Annotated in this window: 25 protein-coding genes and 1 pseudogene; 18 read left to right on the top strand and 8 right to left on the bottom strand. The window is 62.9% G+C overall.

What is annotated here, in order from left to right:
* Positions 1 to 21 precede the first annotated feature (21 nt).
* Positions 22 to 1,065 (bottom strand): DNA cytosine methyltransferase, encoded by a 1,044-nt coding sequence (locus CDN36_RS19940; protein WP_256161620.1) that lies wholly within the window; start codon positions 1,063 to 1,065, stop codon positions 22 to 24.
* A gap of 66 nt (positions 1,066 to 1,131) precedes the next feature.
* The gene (gene mads1, locus CDN36_RS19935) at positions 1,132 to 1,329 is read right to left on the bottom strand and encodes a methylation-associated defense system helix-turn-helix domain-containing protein MAD1 (RefSeq protein ID WP_194965732.1); all 198 of its coding nucleotides are present in this window, start codon (positions 1,327 to 1,329) and stop codon (positions 1,132 to 1,134) included.
* A gap of 304 nt (positions 1,330 to 1,633) precedes the next feature.
* Between mads1 and CDN36_RS19930 the strand changes: the two genes are divergently transcribed.
* The 10 genes from CDN36_RS19930 to CDN36_RS19885 all read left to right on the top strand — a co-directional run bounded on the left by CDN36_RS19930 (position 1,634) and on the right by CDN36_RS19885 (position 10,081).
* Positions 1,634 to 1,993 (top strand): integrative conjugative element protein, RAQPRD family, encoded by a 360-nt coding sequence (locus CDN36_RS19930; protein WP_287497699.1) that lies wholly within the window; start codon positions 1,634 to 1,636, stop codon positions 1,991 to 1,993.
* The gene (locus CDN36_RS19925; RefSeq protein WP_034036940.1) at positions 1,990 to 2,223 is read left to right on the top strand and encodes a TIGR03758 family integrating conjugative element protein; all 234 of its coding nucleotides are present in this window, start codon (positions 1,990 to 1,992) and stop codon (positions 2,221 to 2,223) included. The genes CDN36_RS19930 and CDN36_RS19925 overlap by 4 nt, the downstream gene beginning before the upstream one ends.
* A gap of 77 nt (positions 2,224 to 2,300) precedes the next feature.
* Positions 2,301 to 2,606: a TIGR03745 family integrating conjugative element membrane protein gene (locus CDN36_RS19920; protein WP_245540490.1), complete on the top strand. Its 306-nt coding sequence runs from the start codon at positions 2,301 to 2,303 to the stop codon at positions 2,604 to 2,606.
* A 6-nt stretch (positions 2,607 to 2,612) separates the two neighbouring features.
* The gene (locus CDN36_RS19915; protein ID WP_287497698.1) at positions 2,613 to 3,023 is read left to right on the top strand and encodes a TIGR03750 family conjugal transfer protein; all 411 of its coding nucleotides are present in this window, start codon (positions 2,613 to 2,615) and stop codon (positions 3,021 to 3,023) included.
* Positions 3,020 to 3,709, top strand: a complete 690-nt coding sequence (locus tag CDN36_RS19910; protein WP_287497697.1) for a PFL_4703 family integrating conjugative element protein — start codon at positions 3,020 to 3,022, stop codon at positions 3,707 to 3,709. The genes CDN36_RS19915 and CDN36_RS19910 overlap by 4 nt, the downstream gene beginning before the upstream one ends.
* Positions 3,706 to 4,593, top strand: a complete 888-nt coding sequence (locus CDN36_RS19905; RefSeq protein WP_287497696.1) for a TIGR03749 family integrating conjugative element protein — start codon at positions 3,706 to 3,708, stop codon at positions 4,591 to 4,593. Before CDN36_RS19910 ends, CDN36_RS19905 begins: the two co-directional genes overlap by 4 nt.
* A complete protein-coding gene (locus tag CDN36_RS19900; RefSeq protein ID WP_287497695.1) occupies positions 4,583 to 6,001 on the top strand; it encodes a TIGR03752 family integrating conjugative element protein in 1,419 nt (472 codons plus the stop codon). The genes CDN36_RS19905 and CDN36_RS19900 overlap by 11 nt, the downstream gene beginning before the upstream one ends.
* Entirely contained in the window at positions 5,982 to 6,413 is a 432-nt protein-coding gene (locus tag CDN36_RS19895) for a TIGR03751 family conjugal transfer lipoprotein (protein WP_287497694.1), read from the top strand. Before CDN36_RS19900 ends, CDN36_RS19895 begins: the two co-directional genes overlap by 20 nt.
* The gene (locus CDN36_RS19890) at positions 6,413 to 9,292 is read left to right on the top strand and encodes a conjugative transfer ATPase (protein ID WP_287497693.1); all 2,880 of its coding nucleotides are present in this window, start codon (positions 6,413 to 6,415) and stop codon (positions 9,290 to 9,292) included. Before CDN36_RS19895 ends, CDN36_RS19890 begins: the two co-directional genes overlap by 1 nt.
* Positions 9,293 to 9,304: 12 nt before the next feature.
* Complete coding sequence (locus tag CDN36_RS19885) at positions 9,305 to 10,081, top strand: DsbA family protein (RefSeq protein ID WP_043223454.1); 777 nt, start codon at positions 9,305 to 9,307, stop codon at positions 10,079 to 10,081.
* Positions 10,082 to 10,716: 635 nt separating this feature from the next.
* Here the strand turns inward: CDN36_RS19885 and CDN36_RS19880 are convergent.
* From CDN36_RS19880 to CDN36_RS19870, 3 genes are all read right to left on the bottom strand, one after another.
* Positions 10,717 to 11,619 (bottom strand): LysR family transcriptional regulator, encoded by a 903-nt coding sequence (locus CDN36_RS19880; protein WP_009618141.1) that lies wholly within the window; start codon positions 11,617 to 11,619, stop codon positions 10,717 to 10,719.
* A gap of 95 nt (positions 11,620 to 11,714) precedes the next feature.
* Complete coding sequence (locus CDN36_RS19875; protein WP_201267685.1) at positions 11,715 to 12,140, bottom strand: CopD family protein; 426 nt, start codon at positions 12,138 to 12,140, stop codon at positions 11,715 to 11,717.
* Positions 12,140 to 12,508 carry a DUF3817 domain-containing protein gene (locus CDN36_RS19870; RefSeq protein ID WP_027350538.1) on the bottom strand — a complete coding sequence of 123 codons (369 nt, stop codon included), beginning with the start codon at positions 12,506 to 12,508 and terminating at the stop codon, positions 12,140 to 12,142. Before CDN36_RS19870 ends, CDN36_RS19875 begins: the two co-directional genes overlap by 1 nt.
* Before the next feature lie 202 nt (positions 12,509 to 12,710).
* Here CDN36_RS19870 and CDN36_RS19865 point away from each other — a divergent pair, with 202 nt between their 5' ends.
* On the top strand, positions 12,711 to 13,667 hold the full coding sequence (locus tag CDN36_RS19865) for a GlxA family transcriptional regulator (RefSeq protein ID WP_287497692.1): 957 nt from the start codon (positions 12,711 to 12,713) through the stop codon (positions 13,665 to 13,667).
* A gap of 374 nt (positions 13,668 to 14,041) precedes the next feature.
* A pseudogene (locus CDN36_RS19860) lies at positions 14,042 to 14,223 on the top strand (IS5/IS1182 family transposase); the annotation flags it as partial.
* 105 nt (positions 14,224 to 14,328) lie between these two features.
* Here the strand turns inward: CDN36_RS19860 and CDN36_RS19855 are convergent.
* Positions 14,329 to 14,694 carry a MerR family transcriptional regulator gene (locus CDN36_RS19855; protein WP_032963568.1) on the bottom strand — a complete coding sequence of 122 codons (366 nt, stop codon included), beginning with the start codon at positions 14,692 to 14,694 and terminating at the stop codon, positions 14,329 to 14,331.
* Positions 14,695 to 14,783: 89 nt separating this feature from the next.
* Between CDN36_RS19855 and CDN36_RS19850 the strand changes: the two genes are divergently transcribed.
* Together CDN36_RS19850 and CDN36_RS19845 are read left to right on the top strand one after the other, a co-directional pair.
* Complete coding sequence (locus tag CDN36_RS19850) at positions 14,784 to 15,692, top strand: alpha/beta fold hydrolase (protein ID WP_241469154.1); 909 nt, start codon at positions 14,784 to 14,786, stop codon at positions 15,690 to 15,692.
* A 22-nt stretch (positions 15,693 to 15,714) separates the two neighbouring features.
* Positions 15,715 to 16,653, top strand: a complete 939-nt coding sequence (locus CDN36_RS19845) for an alpha/beta fold hydrolase (protein WP_287497691.1) — start codon at positions 15,715 to 15,717, stop codon at positions 16,651 to 16,653.
* 463 nt (positions 16,654 to 17,116) lie between these two features.
* On the opposite strand, the gene CDN36_RS19840 is transcribed toward CDN36_RS19845, so the two are convergent.
* Positions 17,117 to 18,016: a LysR family transcriptional regulator gene (locus CDN36_RS19840; RefSeq protein ID WP_287497690.1), complete on the bottom strand. Its 900-nt coding sequence runs from the start codon at positions 18,014 to 18,016 to the stop codon at positions 17,117 to 17,119.
* 99 nt (positions 18,017 to 18,115) lie between these two features.
* Between CDN36_RS19840 and CDN36_RS19835 the strand changes: the two genes are divergently transcribed.
* The 3 genes from CDN36_RS19835 (at position 18,116) to map (ending at position 19,731) form a co-directional block, all read left to right on the top strand.
* The gene (locus tag CDN36_RS19835) at positions 18,116 to 18,508 is read left to right on the top strand and encodes a nuclear transport factor 2 family protein (protein WP_241469152.1); all 393 of its coding nucleotides are present in this window, start codon (positions 18,116 to 18,118) and stop codon (positions 18,506 to 18,508) included.
* Positions 18,509 to 18,754: 246 nt separating this feature from the next.
* The gene (locus CDN36_RS19830) at positions 18,755 to 18,967 is read left to right on the top strand and encodes a ParD-like family protein (RefSeq protein WP_287497689.1); all 213 of its coding nucleotides are present in this window, start codon (positions 18,755 to 18,757) and stop codon (positions 18,965 to 18,967) included.
* Positions 18,964 to 19,731, top strand: a complete 768-nt coding sequence (map, locus tag CDN36_RS19825) for a type I methionyl aminopeptidase (RefSeq protein ID WP_287497688.1) — start codon at positions 18,964 to 18,966, stop codon at positions 19,729 to 19,731. The genes CDN36_RS19830 and map overlap by 4 nt, the downstream gene beginning before the upstream one ends.
* A 472-nt stretch (positions 19,732 to 20,203) precedes the next feature.
* Here the strand turns inward: map and CDN36_RS19815 are convergent, their stop codons facing one another.
* Positions 20,204 to 20,992, bottom strand: a complete 789-nt coding sequence (locus CDN36_RS19815) for an alpha/beta fold hydrolase (RefSeq protein WP_287497687.1) — start codon at positions 20,990 to 20,992, stop codon at positions 20,204 to 20,206.
* 129 nt (positions 20,993 to 21,121) lie between these two features.
* Between CDN36_RS19815 and CDN36_RS19810 the strand changes: the two genes are divergently transcribed.
* Positions 21,122 to 22,048, top strand: coding sequence for a LysR family transcriptional regulator (locus CDN36_RS19810; protein ID WP_276215766.1), 927 nt, complete (start codon positions 21,122 to 21,124; stop codon positions 22,046 to 22,048).
* Positions 22,049 to 22,080 lie beyond the last annotated feature (32 nt).

Below are 22,080 nucleotides of genomic sequence, written 5' to 3'. Positions count from 1 at the left end.
TCGGAAGCCCTCGTCAGCTCGTCATCGGGCCGTGACCGATGCGATATGCGTCTTGATGCTGCGCGCGATGGCACGACCGAGATCGACGGGAACCGCGTTGCCGATGAGCCGCCCGAGAACCTTGAAGCTCACTTCGCCGTCATCCGGCACGAACGCGTAGTCGCGTGGAAAGCTCTGGAGGATCGCTGCCTCCCTCAACGAGATGGCTCGGTCCTGTTCCGGGTGCCCGAAACGGCCATTACCGAACCCGTAGCATTGCGTGGTCATGGTCGGGGCGGGTTTGTCCCACTCCATGCGCCCATAGACGCCCGGGTATGTGCGTCCACTCTCGGCGCGGTGACAGTCGGCAACGAGGTCGTCCGGCCAATCGCGCCAAGTTCCACCGGGCTTCGAGACTTTGATCCGCCGAAGATTCTTTTCGGAAAGCGTCGAGGTGACGTGCAATTTGTCCCTCGGGGCCGCCTCGCCCGCGCTCAATGGGCGCAAGCGGCCGATGGCTTGACGAACCGTCTTTGGTTTCTCGTGGGTCGGTTCGATCATCTTGATGTCGCCATGCTTCGATGCCAGTAGCACCATGCGCCGCCGCATCTGTGGCACGCCATAGTGGGAGCTGTCGACGACATCGAACCAGACGTTGTAGCCGAGCCGCTTCAGCGTATCGACGAAGTCATGAAATACCTCGTGTTTCGCGACGGTGGGGACGTTCTCCATCGTGATGACATCGGGTTTGGCACCTTTGGCGAGACGCGCGAACTCATACAGCAAGCCCCACTTGCCATCCTTCCCGTCCAGTTCGTAGCGCTGTGCGTAAGTCGAGAAGGGTTGGCACGGGGCGCAGCCCGCGAGAATCGTCAGGTCGGCGTCGCCGAATAACTCTTTCAGTTCAGTCGTTGTGACTGTGCTGATATCCCGCTCTACAAATCGGGCTTGATTGTTTGCCTCGTAAGGGAAACGGCATGCAGGGTCCAGATCGATACCGGCGACCACGGGCAGCCCCTCCAAGACGAAACCGTGCGTCAGCCCACCCGCGCCGCAGAACAAATCTACGCAAGAAATCGTTGTCACATCACATCTCCTGCTTCCACTTCGATACTTGAACGAAGTAGGCGAAACCTATGGCAAACCAGTACCTCATCCCTTGCCCTTACTCTCGGCATCCGCGGCCCCTCCAGAACGGACCCATTCATCCACTTCTTCGGTCTTGAATTTCCACAGCCGGCCGATACGGTGGGCCGGCATGTTCCGCTTGCTGATCCATGCGTAGACGGTGTCCTTACTGACGCCGAGATACTCTGCGATCTCCTCGACCGACAACCAGCGATCCGACATGACATGAGCTTCCATCACAGAGTGGGGCGGAGTACGGGCAAGATTGAGATATTACATCAACCAGCCCACTTGAAAAGCCGAATTGGCCTGATTGAACCTGGTTTGAGCGGATTGCATCGGACTTGACGGCATCATCTCACCTGGGCGCAGCATGTGGACGCTGCCAGTCATGACGTGAAGCTTCAGGGCTGACATATGGGGTGAGACCGGGAATCCGGTACGGCCCCGATTCTGATTCTTTGCAGCATGAACATCCGCTCTTCCACACCATCACGCCATTGCCTTAGCAGGAAGGAATGGCACGATGGGACCCAGCAACCGCCGCGTATCCGCATGGTCTTGGCTGGCCATGCTGCTGGTCGTGTCGCTTTCGGCCCCGCAACCCGCCAGTGCCGACGACACCCCGGAGCGTGAGCAACTCGCTGTAATTGCGCGCCAGCTCGACCTGATCGACCGCCTCGCCGAGCACGCCGCCCATACCGCTCCGCAGCAGCGCGCCCGCTACCACTTCGACCATGCCCGCCTGCGCGAGGACCTCCAGCGCGTTCGGACGGGCATCCAGGACTACCTGACGCCGCCGCGAGCCCAGCCGCGCGATCCGGTCGAGCTGTCCGGTGACTATCGCCAGTCCAGCCCGCCCTCCGACCAGGAGGCACCCCAATGAACGCCGCCCAGGTCAGCGCCTTCCAGGCCAATGGCGGCTTCGCCCCCGCCGCTGTGGCCACGGTGGTGCTCGGCCTGGTGTTCGCCGTCCTGCTCCTGTGGGGCGTGTGGGCCATGCGTACCGCGTACACCGGGTGGGCCGAGCAGCGCCTGTCCCAGCGCCAGTTCCTGGGTGTCGTCGTGCGCTTCGTTTCGATGTACCTGGTGCTGACCTATTTCCTCCTGTCCTGACCACCACGAAAGGCCCTGCCGCCATGAAGACCCATCCGATTCCCCATCGCGTTGCCACCACCATCCTCGCGCCATTGATGCTGATGGGCCTGCCGTTGGCGGCCCGGGCGCAGGGCCTGCCGACCATCGAGGACCCCTCGCGCGGGCAGGGCAGCGGCATCATGCAGACGCTGCAGAACTACGGCTACGACATCGTGCTGCTGATCGCGCTCCTCGTGGTCGCCTCGATGTTCGTCGGTGTGTGCTACCACGCCTATACGCGCTACTCGGAAATCCATACCGGTCGCGCCACCTGGGGCCAGTTCGGACTCACCGTGGCCGTGGGTGCGATCCTGCTGGTGGTCGGCATCTGGCTGCTGACCAAGGCCACCGGCGTGCTCTGAGCGGCGATGACGGCCTTGAACGATATCGCGCGTGACGGGCTGGTGACCTTCCTGCCGCACAGGCTGAACCGCCAGCCCGTGGTGGTGAGGGGCCTGACCGCCGACGAACTCTGGATCTGCGCCGGTCTGTCCGCGGTGGCGGGGTTCATCGCCGGCGTGCCGCTGGCCTGGGCCACGCACAGCGTCGCCATGGTGCCGACCCTGATCGTGGCCGGCGTGGCGGCTGGCGTGTTCGGTGGTGGCGGCTTCCTGCGCCGGCAGAAGCGCGGCCGCCCGGACACCTGGCTGTACCGGCAACTGCAGTGGCGCCTGGCGCTGCGCCATCCGCTGGCAGCGTCCTGGCTCGGTGGGCTCCGTATCATCACGCGGTCGGGTTACTGGACCACCCGGCGCTCACGCGGAGCAGCCGCCTCATGAGCCGTTTCAGGAACGAAGTCCATCACCTGCAGGCCCATGTGCGCACGCTGCGCCTGGGCGCTGGTGCGTTGTTCGTGGTGGCGCTGCTGCTCGGTTTCGGCTGGTGGAGTGCGCCGAGGCAACTGACGATCCATGTGCCCCCCGATCTGCGCTCGGGCAGCACCCGCGCCTGGTGGGACGTGCCGCCCGAGAATGTCTATGCATTCGCTTTCTACGTCTGGCAGCAGGTCCAGCGCTGGCCGACGGATGGTGAGCAGGACTACCCGCGCAACCTCCACGCGCTGTCGGCGTATTTCACACCGGCCTGCCAGGCCTTCCTGCGCCAGGACTACGAGCACCGGCGCAGCAGCGGCGAACTGCGGCAGCGGGTGCGCGGCATCTACGAGATTCCGGGGCGCGGCTTTGGCGACAACCCCACGATGCGGGTAAAGACGGTTTCCAGCCGCGACTGGATCGTCACGCTCGATGTCAGCGCGGACGAGTACTACGGCGCCGAGCAGGTCAAGCGGGCCCTGGTGCGCTATCCGCTGAAAGTGGTGCGGCTGGACGTCGATCCCCAGCACAACCCCTTCGGCCTTGCGCTGGACTGCTATGACGGCGCGCCGCAGCGCATCAAGGCACCGTCGCCGGCAGTGCCTCCGTCCGGCACGCCCGGCGGCGGCCTTTCGCAGGGAGGCAACCCATGAAACACCACGTCTTCACCATCGTGGCGAGCCTGACCCTCGGCTTCGGCCTGGTGCCGGACAGCCATGCCATCGAGATCCTGCGCTGGCAGCGGCTGCCGCTGGCCGTCCCGCTGGTCGTCGGCCAGGAGCGCGTGATGTTCATCGACCGCAACGTGCGTGTCGGCCTGCCCCCGAGCCTGGGCGAGCGGCTGCGCGTGCAGAGCGCGGGTGGAGCCATCTACCTCCGCGCCAGCGAGGCCATCGCGCCGACGCGGCTGCAACTGCAGGACGTGGAATCCGGCGCCATCGTGCTGGTCGACATCACAGCCACGGACGCCCGGGAAGGCGAGCAGCCGCTGGAGCCTGTACGCATCGTCCTGCAGGACGCCGCCGAGGATGCCGGCGGTGACACTGCCGCCGGTCCAACCCAGGCAGCGCAACCCGCGAGGCATCGGCAAACGCCGGTAGCCGTTGTCCTGACGCGCTACGCGGCGCAGAACCTCTACGCACCGCTGCGCACCGTCGAGCCCGTGGCCGGCATCGGGCGCGTGCCGCTGCGGCGCCCGCTCGCGCTGGACACACTGCTGCCGACGCTGCCGCTCAAGGCGCGGGCGCTGGCGGCCTGGCGACTCGAAGACCAGTGGGTCACCGCCGTGCGCCTGACCAACACCTCGCCTCACCGTATCGATCTCGATCCAAGGGTGCTGCAAGGCGACTTCGTGGCCGCGACCTTCCAGCATCCCGACCTGGGGCCGGCGGGCGCTTCGACCGACACCACGGTGGTCTACCTGGTCACGCGCGGCCGTGGCCTGGCCGAGTCGCTGATGCCGGTGCTCGGCCCCATTGATGCCGGCACGAACTTGCCGCCGGCCGCCGCTGCGGGGAGGACGTCCGATGAGGAGTAATCCCCTGTTGAAGTGGCTGCTGATTCCGATGGCATTGTTGCTGGTGTTCATCGGTGCCAGGTTGTTCTCAGGCAGTGACGCTGCACCTGGAAAGCAGGATGTCCCGGGGCAGCTCACTCCCGAGGAAATGAAGGCGCTCGGCATCGCGGGAGACACCCCGCGCGACACCGTCGCTACCCTGGTCGCGCAGGTCAAGCAGCTTCGCACCGAATTGCAGACCGCGCTGAGCGACAACCGCCAGCACAAGGCGGAGAACGAGCGCCTGCGTACCCGCGAGGGTGCGATCGACCAGCGCATCCAGAACGCCCTCGACAGCGAACGCCGCCGCCTGGAACAGGAGCGCACCCAGGCCGCCAGCGACCAGCAGCAGACGCAAGGGCTGATGCAGGACTTGCAGCGCCGCCTAGACGGACTGTCCGGCAAGGGCGATGCCGCCGACCTACCGATCGGCCTTGGACTGGACGGGCATGACGGCGGACCGCTCACGGATGGCGGCATGCGCTGGATCGAACCGGCTGACGCCCGGCTCGATCCCAAGGGCGGTTCGAGCAGCCTGCGCTTGCCCGCCTTTCCCTCCAGCTTCGGCCCGGCCTCGCCGGAACTGTCGGCCTCGGCGGAGGCCGTCAGCGACAGCACGGCGCAGGCTGTTGGCGGCACCACCCAGGCGGTCTATACGGTGCCCACCAATGCCACGCTGATGGGCTCGGTCGCCATGACTGCACTGATCGGTCGCATTCCCATCGACGGCGCCGTCAACGACCCGTTTCCCTTCAAGGTGCTGATCGGGGCCGACAACCTGGCGGCCAACGGCATCGAGATTCCCGACGTGGCCGGTGCGGTGGTCAGCGGCACGGCCTCGGGCGACTGGACGCTCTCGTGCGTGCGTGGGCAGGTCCGCTCCATCACCTTCGTGTTCAGCGACGGCACCATCCGCACGGTGCCGGAGGACGACGGCAAGCGCAGTCGAAGCCAGAACAGCACCAGCCTGCTGGATGGCCTGGGCTGGATCAGCGATCCCTACGGCATCCCGTGCATCTCGGGCGAGCGGCGCAGCAATGCCCAGCAGTACCTGGGATCGCAGGCGTTGATCACCGCGGCCGGCGCGGGCGCCGCCTCGCTCATCAAGTCCGACAACGGCAGCGTGGCCGTGGTCGCCAACAACAGCGGTTCGCTGGGCACGGTCGGCATTTCGGGCAACGAGGCCATGGGCCGCATCCTGGCCGGTGGCGTGCGCGACATGGCCAACTGGGTCAACAAGCTCTACGGCCAGGCCTTCGCTGCGGTCTACGTGCAGCCCGGCGCCAGGGTGGCCGTGCACCTGGAGCAGCCGATCGCCATCGACCACGACGCCAAGGGGCGCCGGGTGAATCACCTCATGGGAGAAGCACATGCGTCGGACCTGGATTGACCGCCCCCTTGTTCTGCTCGCCGCCGCCGTTCTCGCGGGTTGTGCCACCAGTTCGGAAAAGCTGCTGCCCCGCGGCGAGCACACCATGCAGGACATCTGGCAGCACGAGACTGGCGGCCATAGCGGCGGCCAGGCCGGCCGCCTGCTGCTCGACGCACGCCAGGACCTGCGTCGTCCGCTGACCGACGCTGACACCCTCACGGCGCCCGCCCGGAACGCGGCCTACACCCGCACGGCAGCGAACGAGATCCAGCGACAGTTCCATCGACTGCCGAACCCCGATCTGGTGATGTATGTCTTTCCGCACCTGGCCGGCACCGACCCGGTACCGGTGCCCGGCTACAGCACCGTCTTCCCGCTCTACCAGCGCGTGCAGTACGCGATGCCCGGCGAGCGGCTGGAGGACTACTGATGGGCTGGCGACTGCCGTGGCCGCGTCGTCCGGCCCCCAGGCCAGTCCAGGCCGACATCGAGCCGGACGCCTGGACGCGGCATGTCGCCCGCCTTGCCGCGCACGGCATCGACGCACCTGGCGCCGCCCTTGGGTCGAATCATCGGCGACCCGCGACGAGGGCCGACCACGCGGCGCTCTACGACGTGGCGCCGTCTTTCGCCGACCTGCTGCCCTGGGTCGAGTACCTGCCGGCCACGAAGAGCATGCTGCTCGAAGATGGCCAATCGGTGGCGGCGTTCTTCGAGTTGCAGCCGATCGGTACCGAAGGGCGCGAGACCGCCTGGCTGTGGCAGGCCCGTGATGCCTTGGAGAATGCGCTGCAGGACTCCTTCGACGAACTGGACGAGAACCCGTGGGTGGTGCAGCTCTACGCGCAGGACGAAGCCGATTGGGACCACTACCTGCGCACGCTGGGGGCATACCTGCATCCACGCGCGCAGGGCAGCGCGTTCAGCGAGTTCTATCTGCGCTTCTTCGGGCACCACCTGCGCGCGATCGCGAAGCCGGGCGGCCTGTTCGAGGACACCACGGTCACGCGCCTGCCGTGGCGCGGCCAGACCCGGCGCGTGCGCATGGTGGTTTATCGGCGCACCCCGGACGCCGCATCGGCCCGGCGGGGGCAATCGCCCGAGCAGGCCCTGGCGACGATTTGCGACCGCCTGGTCGGCGGCCTGGCGAATGCCGGCGTCAAGGCCCGGCGCCTTGGCGCGGCGGACATTCACGACTGGCTGCTGCGCTGGTTCAACCCGAATCCCGGCGCGCTGGGCAGCACGGCCGAAGACCGGCAACGCTTCTACGCGCTCGCCCGCTACCCGGAGGAACGGGAAGAAGGTGAGATCGAACTGGCCAGCGGCGACTTCGCACAACGTCTGTTCTTCGGTCAGCCGCGCTCGGATGTCGCCCGCGGCCTGTGGTTCTTCGACGGCATGCCGCACCGGGCTATCGTCATGGACCGCCTGCGCTCGCCGCCCGCGACCGGACACATGACCGGCGAGACGCGCAAGGGCGGCGATGCGATGAACGCGCTGTTCGACCAGATGCCTGAGGACACGGTGATGTGCCTGACCCTGGTCGCCACGCCGCAGGATGTGCTGGAGGCGCACCTCAACCACCTGGCCCGCAAGGCGGTCGGCGAGACGCTCGCCAGCGAACAGGCGCGCCAGGACGTGCAGCAGGCCCGCGGCCTCATCGGCAGCGCGCACAAGCTGTACCGGGGCACGCTGGCGTTCTACCTGCGCGGCCGCGACATGGCGCAGCTCGACGCCCGCGGCCTGCAACTGGTCAATGTCATGCTCAATGCGGGCTTGCAGCCGGTGCGCGAAGAGGATGAGGTGGCTCCGCTCAACACCTACCTGCGCTGGCTGCCCTGTCTGTTCGACCCGGCGGCGGACAAGCGGCAGTGGTACACGCAACTGATGTTTGCGCAGCACGCGGCCAATCTGGCGCCGGTGTGGGGGCGCAGTCAGGGCACCGGCCATCCGGGCATCACCTTCTTCAACCGGGGCGGCGGCACGATCACCTTCGATCCACTGAACCGGCTCGACCGGCAGATGAACGCCCACCTGTTCCTCTTCGGCCCGACCGGCTCCGGCAAGAGCGCCACGCTGAACAACATCCTCAACCAGGTCACGGCGATCTACCGGCCCAGGTTGTTCATCGTCGAGGCCGGCAACAGCTTTGGCCTTTTCGGTGACTTCGCCGCTCGGCTGGGCCTGAGCGTGCATCGCGTGAAGCTGGCACCCGGCGCGGGCGTGAGCCTGGCGCCATTCGCCGATGCCTGGCGCCTGGTCGATACACCGGGCCAGGTGCAGACGCTGGATGCCGACGCCCTGGACGAGGACGGCGACACCCATCCGGCCGACGACGGGGATGACCAGCGCGACGTGCTCGGCGAACTCGAAATCACCGCCCGGCTGATGATCACCGGCGGCGAGGACAAGGAGGAAGCGCGCATGACGCGCGCCGACCGCAGCCTGATTCGCCAGTGCATCCTGGACGCCGCCCAGCGCTGCGTGGCACAGGCGCGCGCGGTGCTGACCCGCGACGTGCGCGACGCGCTGCGCGAACGCGCCCGCGACGCCAACCTGCCGGATGCCCGGCGCGCGCGGCTGCTGGAGATGGCCGATGCGATGGACATGCTCTGCCAGGGCGCAGACGGCGAGATGTTCGACCGTCCGGGCACGCCCTGGCCCGAGGCGGACATCACCATCGTGGATCTGGCCACCTTCGCGCGCGAGGGCTACAACGCGCAGCTCTCCATTGCCTACATCTCGCTGATCAACACGGTGAACAACATCGCCGAGCGCGACCAGTTCCTGGGCCGGCCGATCATCAACGTCACCGACGAAGGCCACATCATCACCAAGAACCCGCTGCTCGCGCCCTACGTGGTCAAGATCACCAAGATGTGGCGCAAGCTCGGTGCGTGGTACTGGCTGGCGACGCAGAACATCGACGACCTGCCCAAGGCCGCCGAGCCCATGCTCAACATGATCGAGTGGTGGATCTGCCTGTCGATGCCGCCCGACGAGGTGGAGAAGATCGCCCGGTTCCGCGAGCTGTCGCCCGCGCAGAAGGCGCTGATGCTGTCCGCGCGCAAGGAGGCGGGCAAGTTCAGCGAGGGCGTCATCCTGTCCAAGTCGATGGAAGTGCTGTTCCGCGCCGTGCCGCCCAGCCTCTATCTGGCCCTTGCGCAGACCGAACCGGAAGAGAAGGCCGAGCGCTACCAACTCATGCGCCAGTACGGCATCGGCGAACTGGATGCCGCCTTCAAGGTGGCCGAAAAGATCGACCAGGCGCGTGGCATCGCATCGCCGCCGCTGTCCCTGCCGAAATGACCGGAGCGCGTCATGTCCTCGAAGCAAACCACCTTGCCGAGCCGATCCCAGGCCATTCGCAAGCGCGCTGGGCGCCTGCCACGGCTGCCCTGGGTGGTCGCCTGCATCCTTGTAGCCGGCCTGCTGGGCTGGCTCCTGTACCGCACGCCCGGTGCGCCGACACCGCGCACGGGGGCTGAGGTCGGGCAGGCGCATCCGGTCGGCCCACCCTGGCGTCACGGCCCAGCCGATGCGCGCTTCACGCTGACGCTGTACGCCGACCTGGAATGTCCGTTCTGCAAGGCCTACTACCCGACCCTGATGGCCTGGATCGATGCCCATCCCGAAGCCAGCCTGCGGTGGCATCACCTGCCGCTGGCGATGCACGATCCCGAGGCGAGTCGGCTGGCCCGCGTGGCTGAGTGCGCAGGTGAGGCGCAAGGCCACGAGGCCTTCTTCGATGCCATCGCATGGCTCTACCAAAGCACCCGGGGCGATGGCCAGGGGTTGCCGGTTGACCTGACCTGGCCAGGCCTGACGACCGCCATCCAGGCATGCCTGGACAGTGATCGTTCCGCAGCCATCGTTCGCGTGCAGGCCGACGAGGCCCTGCGCAGCGGCATCAACGCCACGCCCACCGTACGGCTGGAAGACAGCCTGACGGGAAGATCACTGCTGCTGCATGGGCCGGTCGACGGTGATGCGCTGCTGTCGGCACTCGATCTGGTCGCCAGCGATGCGTCGCGCGCTCCAGGGCCCACCCAGGCCGCCGACGCGGCACTCAGCGAAGACACCCGCACTCCGCGATGACGACCATCCGGTGATGTCGTCACCCGCACCCGAGTTCGCGGCCTGTCCGGGCCTTGCCATGGGTCCACGCGAGAAGGTCGCTTGGCGAGGGTGTGGCCGATCGCCAACAGCCGATTCGCGCTGCTGACACCTCACTTGACCTCAAGTTAATCTGAGGTTTAACCCTGACGCTGGCAGATCGAGACCTCACAACCGTTGCGGGAGACGGCCGCCCCCAGATCGGCCATCCGGCTTCTGGAAGGCTGCCGCCTTCCAGTGAGGCAATCCCAAGACGTGCCATCATGGCCATCGGGGCCATCGCCACCTACGCACCCGCCGACGGCGGCACGCTGGCGGTGATCGCCAGCGGTCCTCTACGCCGTTGTCAATGCTCCCAGCGTCGCCGTCTGGGCCGCCTTCGGCACGACGCCGCGCCGCTGGCTCACGGACCGACACCACCTGCGCATCTTCAACATCGCAATGGCCGTGCTGCTCGTGATGTCCCTGTATCCGCTGCGGGCGGTACATTCACAGGCTTGGTCAGCGCACCCATCATGGCCTCTATCCATGCTCCGCATTGGGGTTGCCACAACATGAAGACAAACGAACAAGCTTGCCGTCTTGTCCGGGCCCTCGTCCTACTCCCTCGCACCTACCTACGCCTTTTCGGAATCAGGCATCGTGGTTTCTCGCAATCGTTCGACGAAGCTCCGCAACTGCACCGAGTCTTCGGCATCCCGGCGCAACAGGTAGGTCGTCAACGGGGGGACTTCACCGGCCAACGGACGCGAGACGACATCCGGGTGCCGCCACAGGGACAGATGCGTGCGGGTGGTGATCCCGAGGCCGTAGCCTGCCGCCACCAGCGCCATCAGCAGGTCATGGGACGCCACCCTTTCGGCAATCCTGACCTCGCATTCCGCGGCACGCAACAGCCTGTCGAGTTGCCGGCTGCATCCTGCGCACGCGTTCGGGTCACACAGCACCAGTGGATGGGAAAGCAGCTCCATCAGGGAAAGCTCGGGATGGATCAAGGCGGGATGCCGCGCCGGCACCGCGACGACCAGAGGCTCGCTCCACGCCGGCGTGGCCAGCAATCCTTCCCCCGGATGCTCCGCCTTCGCGAACCCCGCGTCGTAGTCCCCCTCTCTCAGGCCTTTCAACTGCTGTGCGAGTGTCACTTCGAAGAGGCTAATCTCGACCTCGGGCGACTCTTCGCGGCAGCGAGCCAGCAGGTTGCTCAAGTGCGATGGCGAGATGCCGTCGGACAGCGCGATTCTCAGGAGCCCGCGGTATCCGGTCGCGGCGGCCCTTGCGCCGGCACGGGCCTGCTCGACCGCTGCCAGCACGCGCCGTGCCTCCTCGAGGAAGACTTGTCCAGCCCAGGTGAGCCGGGTGCCATGGCTGTTACGCTCGAAGAGCCGGACGCCCAGATCATCCTCCAATTGGCGGATGGATCGCGACAGAGGCGACTGTTCGATGTGAAGTCGCTCCGCAGCACGGGTAAAGTTGAGTTCCTCCGCCACGGCGATGAAATACCGGATATGGCGCATCAGCATCGTTGCGCTCCGGAATCTCGCCCCGCGTCCTGCTGGCCCGTGCCGGCAGACAGGTTCGCCACGTCCGGGGACATGAAGGACTCTCCGCTATCGTGCTAGACCGGCTTCACAAATGCCAACACAGCTATGGTTAGCATCGCAATCACGATGCCGAGGTCAGCACCGGGAATTCTTCTTATAGCTGCTCCAGTTCGGATGCAATGACGTATTCGCCCGGAACGGAACCCATGCAAAGCCGAGAGCGCGACGACGAAAACCAGCTTGACCAGCAACCATCGTGATGACAGCCATCCTGCGCTGAGCGCCAGTGATAACCCGAAGATCCAGGTCAACAACAATGCAGGCGTGGTGACAAGGAGATCAAAGCGCTGCAATGCAGCCAGCATCCCAGCTTGTTCTTCCGGTGGGGACTGCGAAATGGCATTTACTATCCTTTCTTGCGCAAGCAAGCCGCCTACCAGAAACACCACCGCTGTCACGTGCGTCGCCACCAAATAGGGATAGAGCGCCGCAATCATCATCAGGCCTGTCCGATATCGTTGAATATTCTCGCCCGTTCACGTAGCCACCGGATATTGAGATAGCCGCCGAATGGCAGGAACGCAACTGCGAACAATCGAAGCATTTCACGTTTATGCCAGCCGCCGCCGGCTACAGTTTGTAAGGCAGTCCATAGGTACGCTAAGAATGCGATCCCATGTATTGGTCCAAGTAGCTTCGAGCCATACGGCCAATCCCCGAAATGCCGGAGAGGTGCCGCAACGAACACTAGCAGGATCAGAGTTGTCGCCTCGACGATCGACGCCTTCTCCAGGCGCCTCAGTTGTTTGGATTCAATACTTCTGATTTGATCGAGTGAGTTCTTTTCTGCCTGTGCGCTTGTGGTCATGACTCATCCGCTGGGTGGCTCAATATGTCAGGGCAATCCAGGCGCCTGATGGATGCAGGCATGCCTCGACCTTGCTCAATGGTTATGTCTTCAGCGACTTTCCTCTCGCCGGAAGCACAAGTATGTCGACATGTCGGAAGTTCGCCAATTGGCTAGAATGCCATCTATCGAAGGATTCTTGCCAATCAAGGGAGCGAGTTCTGTGAAGCAAAGTACAGCACACAGGGTAGCCATCCTGGCGTTTGATGGCGTTGTGCCGTTTGACCTGACGATGGCCTGCGAGATGTTCGGGCGCGTGCCCCTCGCGCCGGGGAAGATCCCATACGAGGTTCTCGTATGCGCCCAGTCGAATCGTATTCGAACAAAGTTGTTCGACATGCGTATCCGCTGGGGCTTGAGCCATGCCGTGAATGCCCAGACTGTCATCATTCCGGGGCTCGACGATGTCCTTTCCCCTATCCCCAACACCCTGCTGGAAGCCATCCGAGCAGCGGAAAAGAATGGTGCGAGGATCGCATCGTTGTGCAGTGGCGCCTTCATCCTGGCACGCACGAGGCTGCTAGATGGCTTGCGTGCCACCACCCACTGGCGTGGTGTACAACTTCTGGCAGATCTCTTCCCACAGGTCACAGTCGACCCCAATGTTCTTTTCGTGGACAACGGTCGGATACTCACCTCGGCAGGCGCGTGCGCCGGAATGGATCTGTGCCTACACATGATTCGACAAGACTGCGGCAATGCCGTTGCAGCAGACACAGCTCGATGTGCCGTCATGCCTCTTGCACGAGATGGCGGGCAGGCGCAGTTCATCGCCTACGATCCCCCTGGCGCACCTTCCAATCTCAGCCCATTGCTGCAATGGATCGAAGAACGGCTAGATCAGGAACTAACCCTGAAAGACATGGCTGGGCAGGCTGCGATGAGCAGCCGCACCTTGAGTCGACGGTTTCAGGAACAACTGAACACTAGCCCTCTCAAGTGGCTTCTAAGAGCGCGTGTCAGGCGTGCGCAGACTTTGCTAGAAACGACAAACCTACCCATTGAGCACATCGCTAGTGCAGTGGGCTTTGGAAGCCCCACCTCCCTGCGGGAACATTTCGGCCGGATCGTGGGAGTCAGCCCAACGGCCTATCGAAGATCCTTTAATCCTGTGCGCTGAACTGCCTGGACGAGTTCTCGACTGAACTCCTCGTTATGACTGCTCCGCTAGGGTCTATCAACAGTCGCAGCAACGGACTTCCACCACGATTTCTTAACCGGAAACGCCCAGACATCAGATGAGCAGCTTGCTGCAGCGTGCTCTTGCTCATGCCAAGCAGATCTGACATACCAACTAGATGCGCCTCCCGTCCACGATGGCGATGGATAATAGATAGGACAGCGGTCAATCAGTTGAGAACGCGATACTGACGGGACCCACCAACCGCTCGCCATGATCCAGTGTGACGATGGCTGCCACATCGGTGCCTAGGTCCGTTATCAATTGCCCAGATAGGCGATGCTAGACGCCCCCCTTCATTTGCCCGCGCAGCCATGGCATTCCGTTACGCCCTACGAGACGATCAATGGGATCGCATCCACGGCCTGCTTCCCAGTCGAGCCGGTCATGTCGGGGTGACCGCCAAGGACAATCGACGGTTTGTCGGAACCGCCCTCTACCGCTACCAGGCGAGCATTCCAGGATGGGGCTGCCTGAACGGTTCGGAGATTTCCAAGTGATCAATGAACAATTGCTCCACGAAGATGGCTGTTCCGCACACTCGAGATTCCTGCCACTGATGTCGGTCGACGATCGAGGATGGGGGTACTTCAGCAGCCTGCTAGGCCTTTTCTACCAGCATCTGGCGCAGCCGTGCGCGTCGCTGTTCAAGGTCCGCGATCTGCCGCTCTATGGAAGCGAGCCGTCGGCGTTGCACTTCACTCGTTTCAGGACACGCTGCAGCGCCTTCGATCATGCGCATGCAATCGGGAAATCCGCGGATTTCCGCCAAGCTGAAGCCTGTGGCGATCAACCTCTGGATCTGACGGACCTGAGTGACGGCGACGGGGAGAAACATCCGATAGCCGTTTTCCGCGCGTACGGAAGCTAGCAGTCCGTTGTCGTCGTAATGCCGGATCGAGCGCCGGCTTGCTCCTGTCTTGTGGGCGAGATCGCCAATGGTCATGGGGCTTTGAGGCTTGGACATGGGCCCACTGTACCATTTCCCCGCTTGACACTCACATCAATGTGAGGCTTGAGACTAGGCGTGTTCTAGGAACCTAGGAGTACGTGTCTATGTCTTTGTCGAAACTTCGTGGTGCACTCGGCGCACTGATAGCGACATTCGCGCTACTAGCCGCCGCGCCGGCTACGTTCGCCGCAACCCGGGATTACACCGTCACTGCCCCCGATGGAGTGGTGCTGGCCGTCCAGGAAGCTGGTGATCCCGAGGGTTCTCCCATCATTTTCATTCATGGCCTGCTGGGCAGCCGGCTGAACTGGAGTAAGCAATTGCAGGACCCTCGACTCCAGCATTACCGATTGATCACTTACGACCTGCGCGGGCACGGCCTGTCGGGCAAGCCGGCCGAGGCCAGCTCCTACACCGACGGACGCCGCTGGGCCGATGACCTGGCCGCGATCATCGAATCGACACACGCGCGCAAGCCGGTGCTCGTGGGATGGTCGCTGGGCGGTGCCGTGATATCGAACTACCTGGCGGCCTATGGCGACAAAGGTATCGCCGGCGCCGTCTATGTCGACGGAGTGATCGAGCTGAAGCCCGACCAGATCGTGGCGCACCCAGACGTCTATCGCGACATGATTGCTTCGGACTTGCAAACCCACTTGGACGGCGAGCGCGCTTTCCTGCGGCTGTGCTTCCACCGCCAGCCCGACGCGACCACGTTCTCCTTGCTGCTGGCCAACGCCGCGCTGGCATCGTGGGACATGCAACGTGCCGTGCAGTCGATGACGGTCGAGGCAGCCAAAGGATTGAGCAAGGCCGAGGTTCCGCTCCTGCTGATCTACGGCGCCCAGGACGCGCTCGTGAAGGCCAAGCCCAGTATCGTCAAGGCCACGAGCCTCAACCCACGGATCCGCAGCGAGCTGTATTCCGATTCGGGACACGCGCCATTCCTCGAAGAACCGGAGCGCTTTAACCGGGACCTGTCGGATTTCGTTCGCATGGCTCTTTCACGCTAGCGATCCATACCGTACGGAGTTGATGATGTCGGGTATCGACGGCATTGCATCGTGGAACTCATTTGCTGGATTCTCAGAGTTGCACATCGAGGCGGGCGGCGTGGCGTTCCGCGGCGTCACTGGCGGCTCCGGAGGACCGCCCGTGCTGCTGCTACACGGCTACCCACAAACCCATCTTGCATGGCGTCATGTCGCGCCACGGCTGGCACAGTCGTTTACGGTCGTGGCGCCGGACCTGCCCGGCTACGGTAGCAGTCGGGCTGACTCGGATCGGCCGCGCTGGACCAAGCGCCGCGTGGCCAACGCCTTGATTGCCTTGATGGCCAAACTTGGACACCGCCGGTTTGCCGTTGTGGGACACGACCGGGGGGCACGCGCCGGATACCGCCTTGCGCTCGATTACCCGGGGCATGTGACGCACTTCGCCTCGCTGGCCGTGATTCCGACCCTGGATGCATGGGATCTGGTGGACGAACGATTTGGACGCACCAATTTCCATTGGTTCTTCCTGGCCCAGCCATTCGGGCTCCCGGAAAAGCTACTGTCCGCCGACCCGCAGGCATTCATCGATGCTGCGCTGGCCCGTATGGCGGGCGGGCTGGGCAATGTCGAGCCGTTCGCTCTCGATGCCTATCGGCGTGCGTTCCAAGATCCCGATGTTCGGCACGCCATCTGCGAGGACTATCGGGCAGCAGCGCAGGAGGACCGCGCCTGCGATGCGGCCGACCGTGCCGTAGGCAGGAAGCTGTCCTGCCCCGTGCTTGTGCTTTGGCCACAAGGGTGGGAAGGCCCGTCCCCCATCGACATCTGGTGCCGATGGGCCAACAACGTCCAAGGCGTACCCATCCGGGGCGGCCACCTTCAACCGGAGGAGTCGCCAGAAGATGTATTGGCAGCGCTGCTTCCGTTTCTTATGGGCACAGGGGCTTGCGGCATACCGATCGCAGACTCGTCAGCCTAAAAGGCCGTTGAAAAAGTCCTGAGTGATGAACCCTTGCCAAAACTCGGCCTCTCAGAATGGCCTACAAGCGATTTTTCTTGAGTGGGCAAGGGGTAAGGCACCCTCAAAATTACCATTTCTTGACCCTGTCTCGACTTATTCAACGGCCTGCTAAGAATTCGACTAACTTGCACGCGACTGCCTCCGGCTGTTATTCCGGCAAGAATTGACTGCGGTGGACGTAGTTGCGCCCATGAGCAGCATCCGCTCCAGCCAATGGGACGACGCCCTGCATGGCACTCAACAGCCCTCCGTTGGAACGGCTCGATCACACTCACCAGCAGCTTCCCCGGCACAATTTCCTGCACACGCCCCAGAAACGCTTCCCTTCGGGTCACGCGTTTCCTGCCTGCAAACTCGGCCGATGCGAAACTCAACTACCCGTGGGCTTCGAGAGCCCCTTGAGTACCCGTCATTTCATGCGTCAGAAGGGCCTCGCCGCAATCAGCTGTTCACGCAGCCACTGATGCCCTAAATCTTCGTCAAAGCGCGGATGCCAACCGACCTGCAGCTGGAACGGATCAAATGCGAATGGGAGGTCGAAGCGGTCGATCATGTGATCAAAGCGGTGTAGGAAGCGCTCAGGCAGTGTCGCCAGGCAGTTCGTGCGCTCAAGTATCGGTGGCACCGCTGTGTAGTACTGCACGGATACCGTGGTGTGTCGATAATGCCCCAGCTCTGCAAGAAAATCATCGATCCCACTGTGATAACTGCCATTGGTAGACACCAGCACATGCTCATAAGCGCAGTATTGCTCCAGCGTCATTGCAGCCGTGCCGCGAGGATGCCCTTTGCGTTGGGCCACCTGAAACCTGTCGTCGACCAGATCATGGGTGCGCAAACCAGGGGGCATGAAGGCTCGGGTGCCGATCACCAGGTCGATGCGGCCGCGAGTTGCAAGATCCAGGACCTCATCCCGGGGTATCTGGAGCATGGCCAATCTAATGCCTGCATACGACTGCTTCCGAATGCACTCGATGAGATCCAGTCCAATCGTCATCGCGGCATTGTCATTGAGGGCGATCGTGAAATCGCGCTTGGCCGTGCTGGGATCGAAAGCGTAGGGCGCCTCGACAAGATCCTCAAGCCGTGTCAGCAACTCATGCAGGGGTGATTTCAGCTGCGCTGCACGTGGCGTCAACCGCATACCTCGGCCGCGCTCGGCCGGCACCAGCAAAGGATCATCAAGCACCTGCCGCAAGCGGGCCAGTTGGGCTGAGAGTGCAGGCTGGCTGATGGCTAAGCGTCGTGCTGCACGAGTGACGTTGGCCTCTTCAAGCAGAACATCCAACGACACCAGTAGACCCATGTCGTGCTTCTTCATAACTTTAATCTATTGCTAGCTACTATCAAATATCAATTTTACAGATCCATTCCTGGCGCTGTCTAATCTCGCTGTACACCCTGCTACAGGAGAATAGTCATGCATACCTACGAAACAAAGCTTGCTTTGGCCAAGCAGTTTCATGCCGCACTGACCCGCCGCGACTGGCAGGCGATCCGTAAGCTTCTTACCGACGATGCCACCTGGGTTCTGCCCGGAGACAATCAGATCTCTGGTCCAGCGGTCGGTGCGGAAGCAGTCGTTGCCAGAGCTGAGCTAATTGCCAGCTTCGGCCTGAATTTCGAGCTCAAGCACATCCTGGTAAGCCGGGATAATGTCGCGCTCTCGCTGCATAACACCGCACGCCGGAATGACCTCGTGCTGGACGAACACCTGGCCACGGTCTGCACCCTGCGCGATGGCAAGATCGCTGCTATCGAGACCTATCTGTCCGACCTGCCGGGCATGAATGCCTTTTTTGCCAGGAACTGAAGGTTCAAGGTCAAGGCGACGCCCTCGGCCGAGGGTGATGGAGCTTGGCTGAGCTTGCCGATGCCCATGCCGTCATGGCCCGATCGGTGAACTCGGCACGTCATTGCTATCGCGCCGAATCAGGCCTGCGCTACCGGTTCCAAGGAATCCATCATGGCGTCGACTTGATCACGTCAGCGCAGTTCACTTGCGCTACGGCCAAGATGACATATATGATTCATATATGTTTCATACACAACTAGACACATGGGTATTGTGAACATCGATGACGATCTGCATGACCAACTGCGCAAGGCCAGCGCAGTATCGTGCCGGTCGATCAACGCACAGGCAGCCTTCTGGATCAGAATCGGCATGCTGTGCGAAATGAATCCAACGCAAAGCTTCAACGATATCGTTGTTCGTGAACTGCGGGCCGCGGGCGTTGTGGCACAACCCATCAAGATGGGGGCGGCATGACCAAGCGGCCAGAAGAAATCGCGCTGATGGCAGAGTCAGGCCAGCTTTTGGCGCAGGTGTTCAGCCATCTTGATCGGCTGAACCTGATCGGCATGTCCACGATGCAGGTCAACGATCTGGTCGATGACCTCATCGTCCATGAACTCAACGCACGTCCGGCCAGCAAAGGGCAATACGGTTACGCCTACGCGCTAAACGCTTCCCGCAACCATGTGGTCTGCCACGGCGTTCCTTCCGCCGAGGACATCCTGCAAAACGGAGACATCGTCAATTTTGACATCACGCTGGAAAAGAACGGCTACATCGCCGATTCCAGCAAGACCTATCTGGTGGGCGAGGTGTCGCAGCCGGCGCGGCGGCTCGTGCAAGTAGCTTATGAAACGATGTGGAAAGGCATCCAGGCCGTCCGCCCTGGTGCCACGCTCGGCGACGTGGGCCACGCCATCGAGCGGCATGCCCGCAGGAATGGCTATTCGATCGTCCGGGAATACTGTGGGCACGGTATCGGTCGTGAAATGCACGAGGACCCCCAGGTTTTGCACTGGGGCAAGCCGCGAACGGGGCTAGTACTGCGCGAAGGCATGGTTTTCACCATAGAGCCGATGGTGAACCAAGGACGACGTGCCATTCGAACTGAGGACGACGGCTGGACGGTGGTTACGCGCGATGGGCAATTGTCGGCTCAGTTCGAGCATACCGTTGCTGTCACCGGGAACGGTGTGCGTGTCTTGACGCTGCGCCCGGGCGAAAAGGCGTTGCACTGATCCAGTGTGGTAGCGATACGGACTTTCGCTCAGGACCTGACTTTGCCTTCGGATAAGAACACGCCGTTGCCGGCGTGCTCTCGGTGCGTGTCAAGGTAGTTGTCGCCTGATCTCATGCAGCTAATCGGTTACTTTCATGCTGTCGGCTTTGCCTCGGCGCGCCCGCATCGCGGTCGGGATTGAGGGTGACGGCGCCAACGCGGCTCCAGTTGCGGGTCGGTCCGGTCCAGCGCTGCGGATGGCGCTGGCGGGCAAGCTCGTATACCCATCTGCGTGCCTGCAACTGGACCTCATCCTGACCGGCATGGCGAACGGCCGGGGCCACGAAGCGCAGCCCGCTGTGCAGGTGCTCGTGGTTGTACCAGTGCACGAACTGCGCCGCCCACGTCCGTGCAACGCCCTTCGGGGGGCGAGCTTTTCGCCGCGTATTAGCTGCGAGGCGCTTCAATTGCGCACCGCCGCGATGTCCGCTTCACCCCTTCCCTGGCAGTGAACGGCAGAAATTCTCAATCAATGGAGTCAATGCATCCGGTGTTTCTAACATAGGCAAATGCCCTGCACCTGGTACTACGGTCATGACGGCTTGCGATACGCGGGGAAGTAATTCTTTCCTCAGTACCTCGGGCGAATCCACGCGATCCCGCTCGCCTGCAATAACAAGCGTAGGTACGTCGATGGCACCTACCTGTCCGGTGATGTCTTCCAAGCTGGTCGCTCTGGGCCAAGCTAGCTTGGCCGCTGGCGCGCCACGCAAGCTGTCCGCGATCACTTGTTCGCGATCCTCCGCTGACAGTGGGAGGGCCGTCAGCACGTTGTCGATAGTCGCCTCCACTGTTTCGCGATTTGCGTAGGCTCCTGCCATCATTTCGCGTGCCTCTTTCGGCAAGATCATTGGCGATGGCGGTGAAGGAGCGACGAGAACCAGCCCGACCAGTCCGACAGGCCGCCGCGACGCCATAAGCTGAGCAACCTTGCCTCCCATAGAGTGACCGATCAGAACGTAGCGCTTCGGGTGCAGCGCTGCGATCACGCCCTCCGCATCGGCTGCAAGGTCTGCCAGCCCGTAGCCCATCGAAGGCGCGTCGGATCGACCCCAGCCGCGATGATCGAGAGCAAGCGTATGGAAGTTCGGCGCCAGCCTGGAGCAGACATGCTTCCAAGTGCGAGACGAGCCGCCCCAGTAATGCAGAAAAACGAGTGACGGATCACCTTGCCCTTGTTCCTCGACATGGATCTCTATGCCGTTCGATTCGACCTTCATTGGAACATCCTTTTGCTAAAGCCCACCGGGGATCGGCTGGCTACAGTGCTAGGCTAGACCCATTCCGTTCGGCCGATAATTGGCCTAGATTTATTACCACCTGATAATCAGGATATCGAATGAGGTGGTATGGATAGATTGCTCAGCATGGCGGTGTTCGTCTCCGCAGTCGAAGAAGGCAGCTTGGTAAGCGCCGCTCGACGGTTTGGCCTGTCACCCTCGATGGCGGGCAAGCACGTTTCCGCGATCGAGGGACAGTTGAAAGTTCGGTTGCTTCAACGAAGTACGCGCAAGTTGACGCTAACAGATGTAGGGCGGTCCTACTACACGCGATGCAAGCGCTTACTGGAAGAGTACGAGGACGCGAATCGCGAAGCCCAGGACGCGCAACAGAGTGTGCGTGGAATGTTGCGCGTGGCTGCGCCGACAACCTTTGGGGCACTGCATCTTGGTCGCGTTGTATCGAATTATCTGGCTGAATACCCCGATGTCTCGATCGAGACCACGCTGAGCGATCGCTATGTCGATCTACTGGCAGATGGCATCGACATTGCTATCCGCATCGGCCGTCTGCAAGACTCCGATCTCGTTGCTCGGCGGCTCGCCTCGTGTCGCATGATGTTCTGCGCAGCGCCATCCTTTTTGGCACGACATGGCGAGCCGAGAACCGTCGAACAGCTCCGCCAGGCACCTCGGCTCGCTTTCTCCCAGGCGGTTTCAGCCGGAGACTGGAGCGTCACGGATGCTAACGGCCAGACCCATCACATTGATGGTGCGATCCGGCTCGCTGCAAACAACATGCAGATGCTGCTAGCGGCAGCGCTGACAGGGGCGGGGGTGGTCTACGGCCCCAGCTTCGTGTTCGAGCAGTCCATCGCCAGCGGTGCGCTTCGTGTCCTGCTGCCCGACCACAAAACAACTGATTTGGCGATTCATGCCATCTATCCGAGCAAGCGGCATGTGTCGTTGAAAGTTCGCCGCTTCATCGAGCATCTGAGCATGAGCTTCGGCGACACGCAGCCATGGGATCTCATGCATAGGAGCACTACGGCTTGAGGTTGCCCCTGAGCCCTGGAATGCATAGCCCC

The sequence above is a fragment of the Pandoraea sp. CB10b_02 genome, assembly GCF_002216225.1.
Taxonomy (GTDB): Bacteria; Pseudomonadota; Gammaproteobacteria; order Burkholderiales; family Burkholderiaceae; genus Pandoraea; species Pandoraea nosoerga.
The sequence above is the reverse complement of the archived record's forward strand: the minus strand, read 5'-3'. Positions and strand labels throughout refer to the sequence as shown.

Coding starts and splice junctions, on each gene's coding strand:
- CDN36_RS19815 (WP_287497687.1), bottom strand. CDS start 20,992: ATGAAGGTCGAATCGAACGGCATAGAGATCCATGTCGAGGAACAAGGG.
- CDN36_RS19925 (WP_034036940.1), top strand. CDS start 1,990: ATGAACGCCGCCCAGGTCAGCGCCTTCCAGGCCAATGGCGGCTTCGCC.
- CDN36_RS19905 (WP_287497696.1), top strand. CDS start 3,706: ATGAAACACCACGTCTTCACCATCGTGGCGAGCCTGACCCTCGGCTTC.
- CDN36_RS19810 (WP_276215766.1), top strand. CDS start 21,122: ATGGATAGATTGCTCAGCATGGCGGTGTTCGTCTCCGCAGTCGAAGAA.
- CDN36_RS19920 (WP_245540490.1), top strand. CDS start 2,301: ATGCTGATGGGCCTGCCGTTGGCGGCCCGGGCGCAGGGCCTGCCGACC.
- CDN36_RS19890 (WP_287497693.1), top strand. CDS start 6,413: ATGGGCTGGCGACTGCCGTGGCCGCGTCGTCCGGCCCCCAGGCCAGTC.
- CDN36_RS19915 (WP_287497698.1), top strand. CDS start 2,613: ATGACGGCCTTGAACGATATCGCGCGTGACGGGCTGGTGACCTTCCTG.
- CDN36_RS19895 (WP_287497694.1), top strand. CDS start 5,982: ATGCGTCGGACCTGGATTGACCGCCCCCTTGTTCTGCTCGCCGCCGCC.
- CDN36_RS19835 (WP_241469152.1), top strand. CDS start 18,116: ATGCATACCTACGAAACAAAGCTTGCTTTGGCCAAGCAGTTTCATGCC.
- mads1 (WP_194965732.1), bottom strand. CDS start 1,329: ATGTCGGATCGCTGGTTGTCGGTCGAGGAGATCGCAGAGTATCTCGGC.
- CDN36_RS19875 (WP_201267685.1), bottom strand. CDS start 12,140: ATGATGATTGCGGCGCTCTATCCCTATTTGGTGGCGACGCACGTGACA.
- CDN36_RS19930 (WP_287497699.1), top strand. CDS start 1,634: ATGGGACCCAGCAACCGCCGCGTATCCGCATGGTCTTGGCTGGCCATG.
- CDN36_RS19880 (WP_009618141.1), bottom strand. CDS start 11,619: ATGCTGATGCGCCATATCCGGTATTTCATCGCCGTGGCGGAGGAACTC.
- CDN36_RS19870 (WP_027350538.1), bottom strand. CDS start 12,508: ATGACCACAAGCGCACAGGCAGAAAAGAACTCACTCGATCAAATCAGA.
- CDN36_RS19910 (WP_287497697.1), top strand. CDS start 3,020: ATGAGCCGTTTCAGGAACGAAGTCCATCACCTGCAGGCCCATGTGCGC.
- CDN36_RS19850 (WP_241469154.1), top strand. CDS start 14,784: ATGTCTTTGTCGAAACTTCGTGGTGCACTCGGCGCACTGATAGCGACA.
- CDN36_RS19900 (WP_287497695.1), top strand. CDS start 4,583: ATGAGGAGTAATCCCCTGTTGAAGTGGCTGCTGATTCCGATGGCATTG.
- CDN36_RS19830 (WP_287497689.1), top strand. CDS start 18,755: ATGGGTATTGTGAACATCGATGACGATCTGCATGACCAACTGCGCAAG.
- map (WP_287497688.1), top strand. CDS start 18,964: ATGACCAAGCGGCCAGAAGAAATCGCGCTGATGGCAGAGTCAGGCCAG.
- CDN36_RS19840 (WP_287497690.1), bottom strand. CDS start 18,016: ATGAAGAAGCACGACATGGGTCTACTGGTGTCGTTGGATGTTCTGCTT.
- CDN36_RS19855 (WP_032963568.1), bottom strand. CDS start 14,694: ATGTCCAAGCCTCAAAGCCCCATGACCATTGGCGATCTCGCCCACAAG.
- CDN36_RS19885 (WP_043223454.1), top strand. CDS start 9,305: ATGTCCTCGAAGCAAACCACCTTGCCGAGCCGATCCCAGGCCATTCGC.
- CDN36_RS19845 (WP_287497691.1), top strand. CDS start 15,715: ATGATGTCGGGTATCGACGGCATTGCATCGTGGAACTCATTTGCTGGA.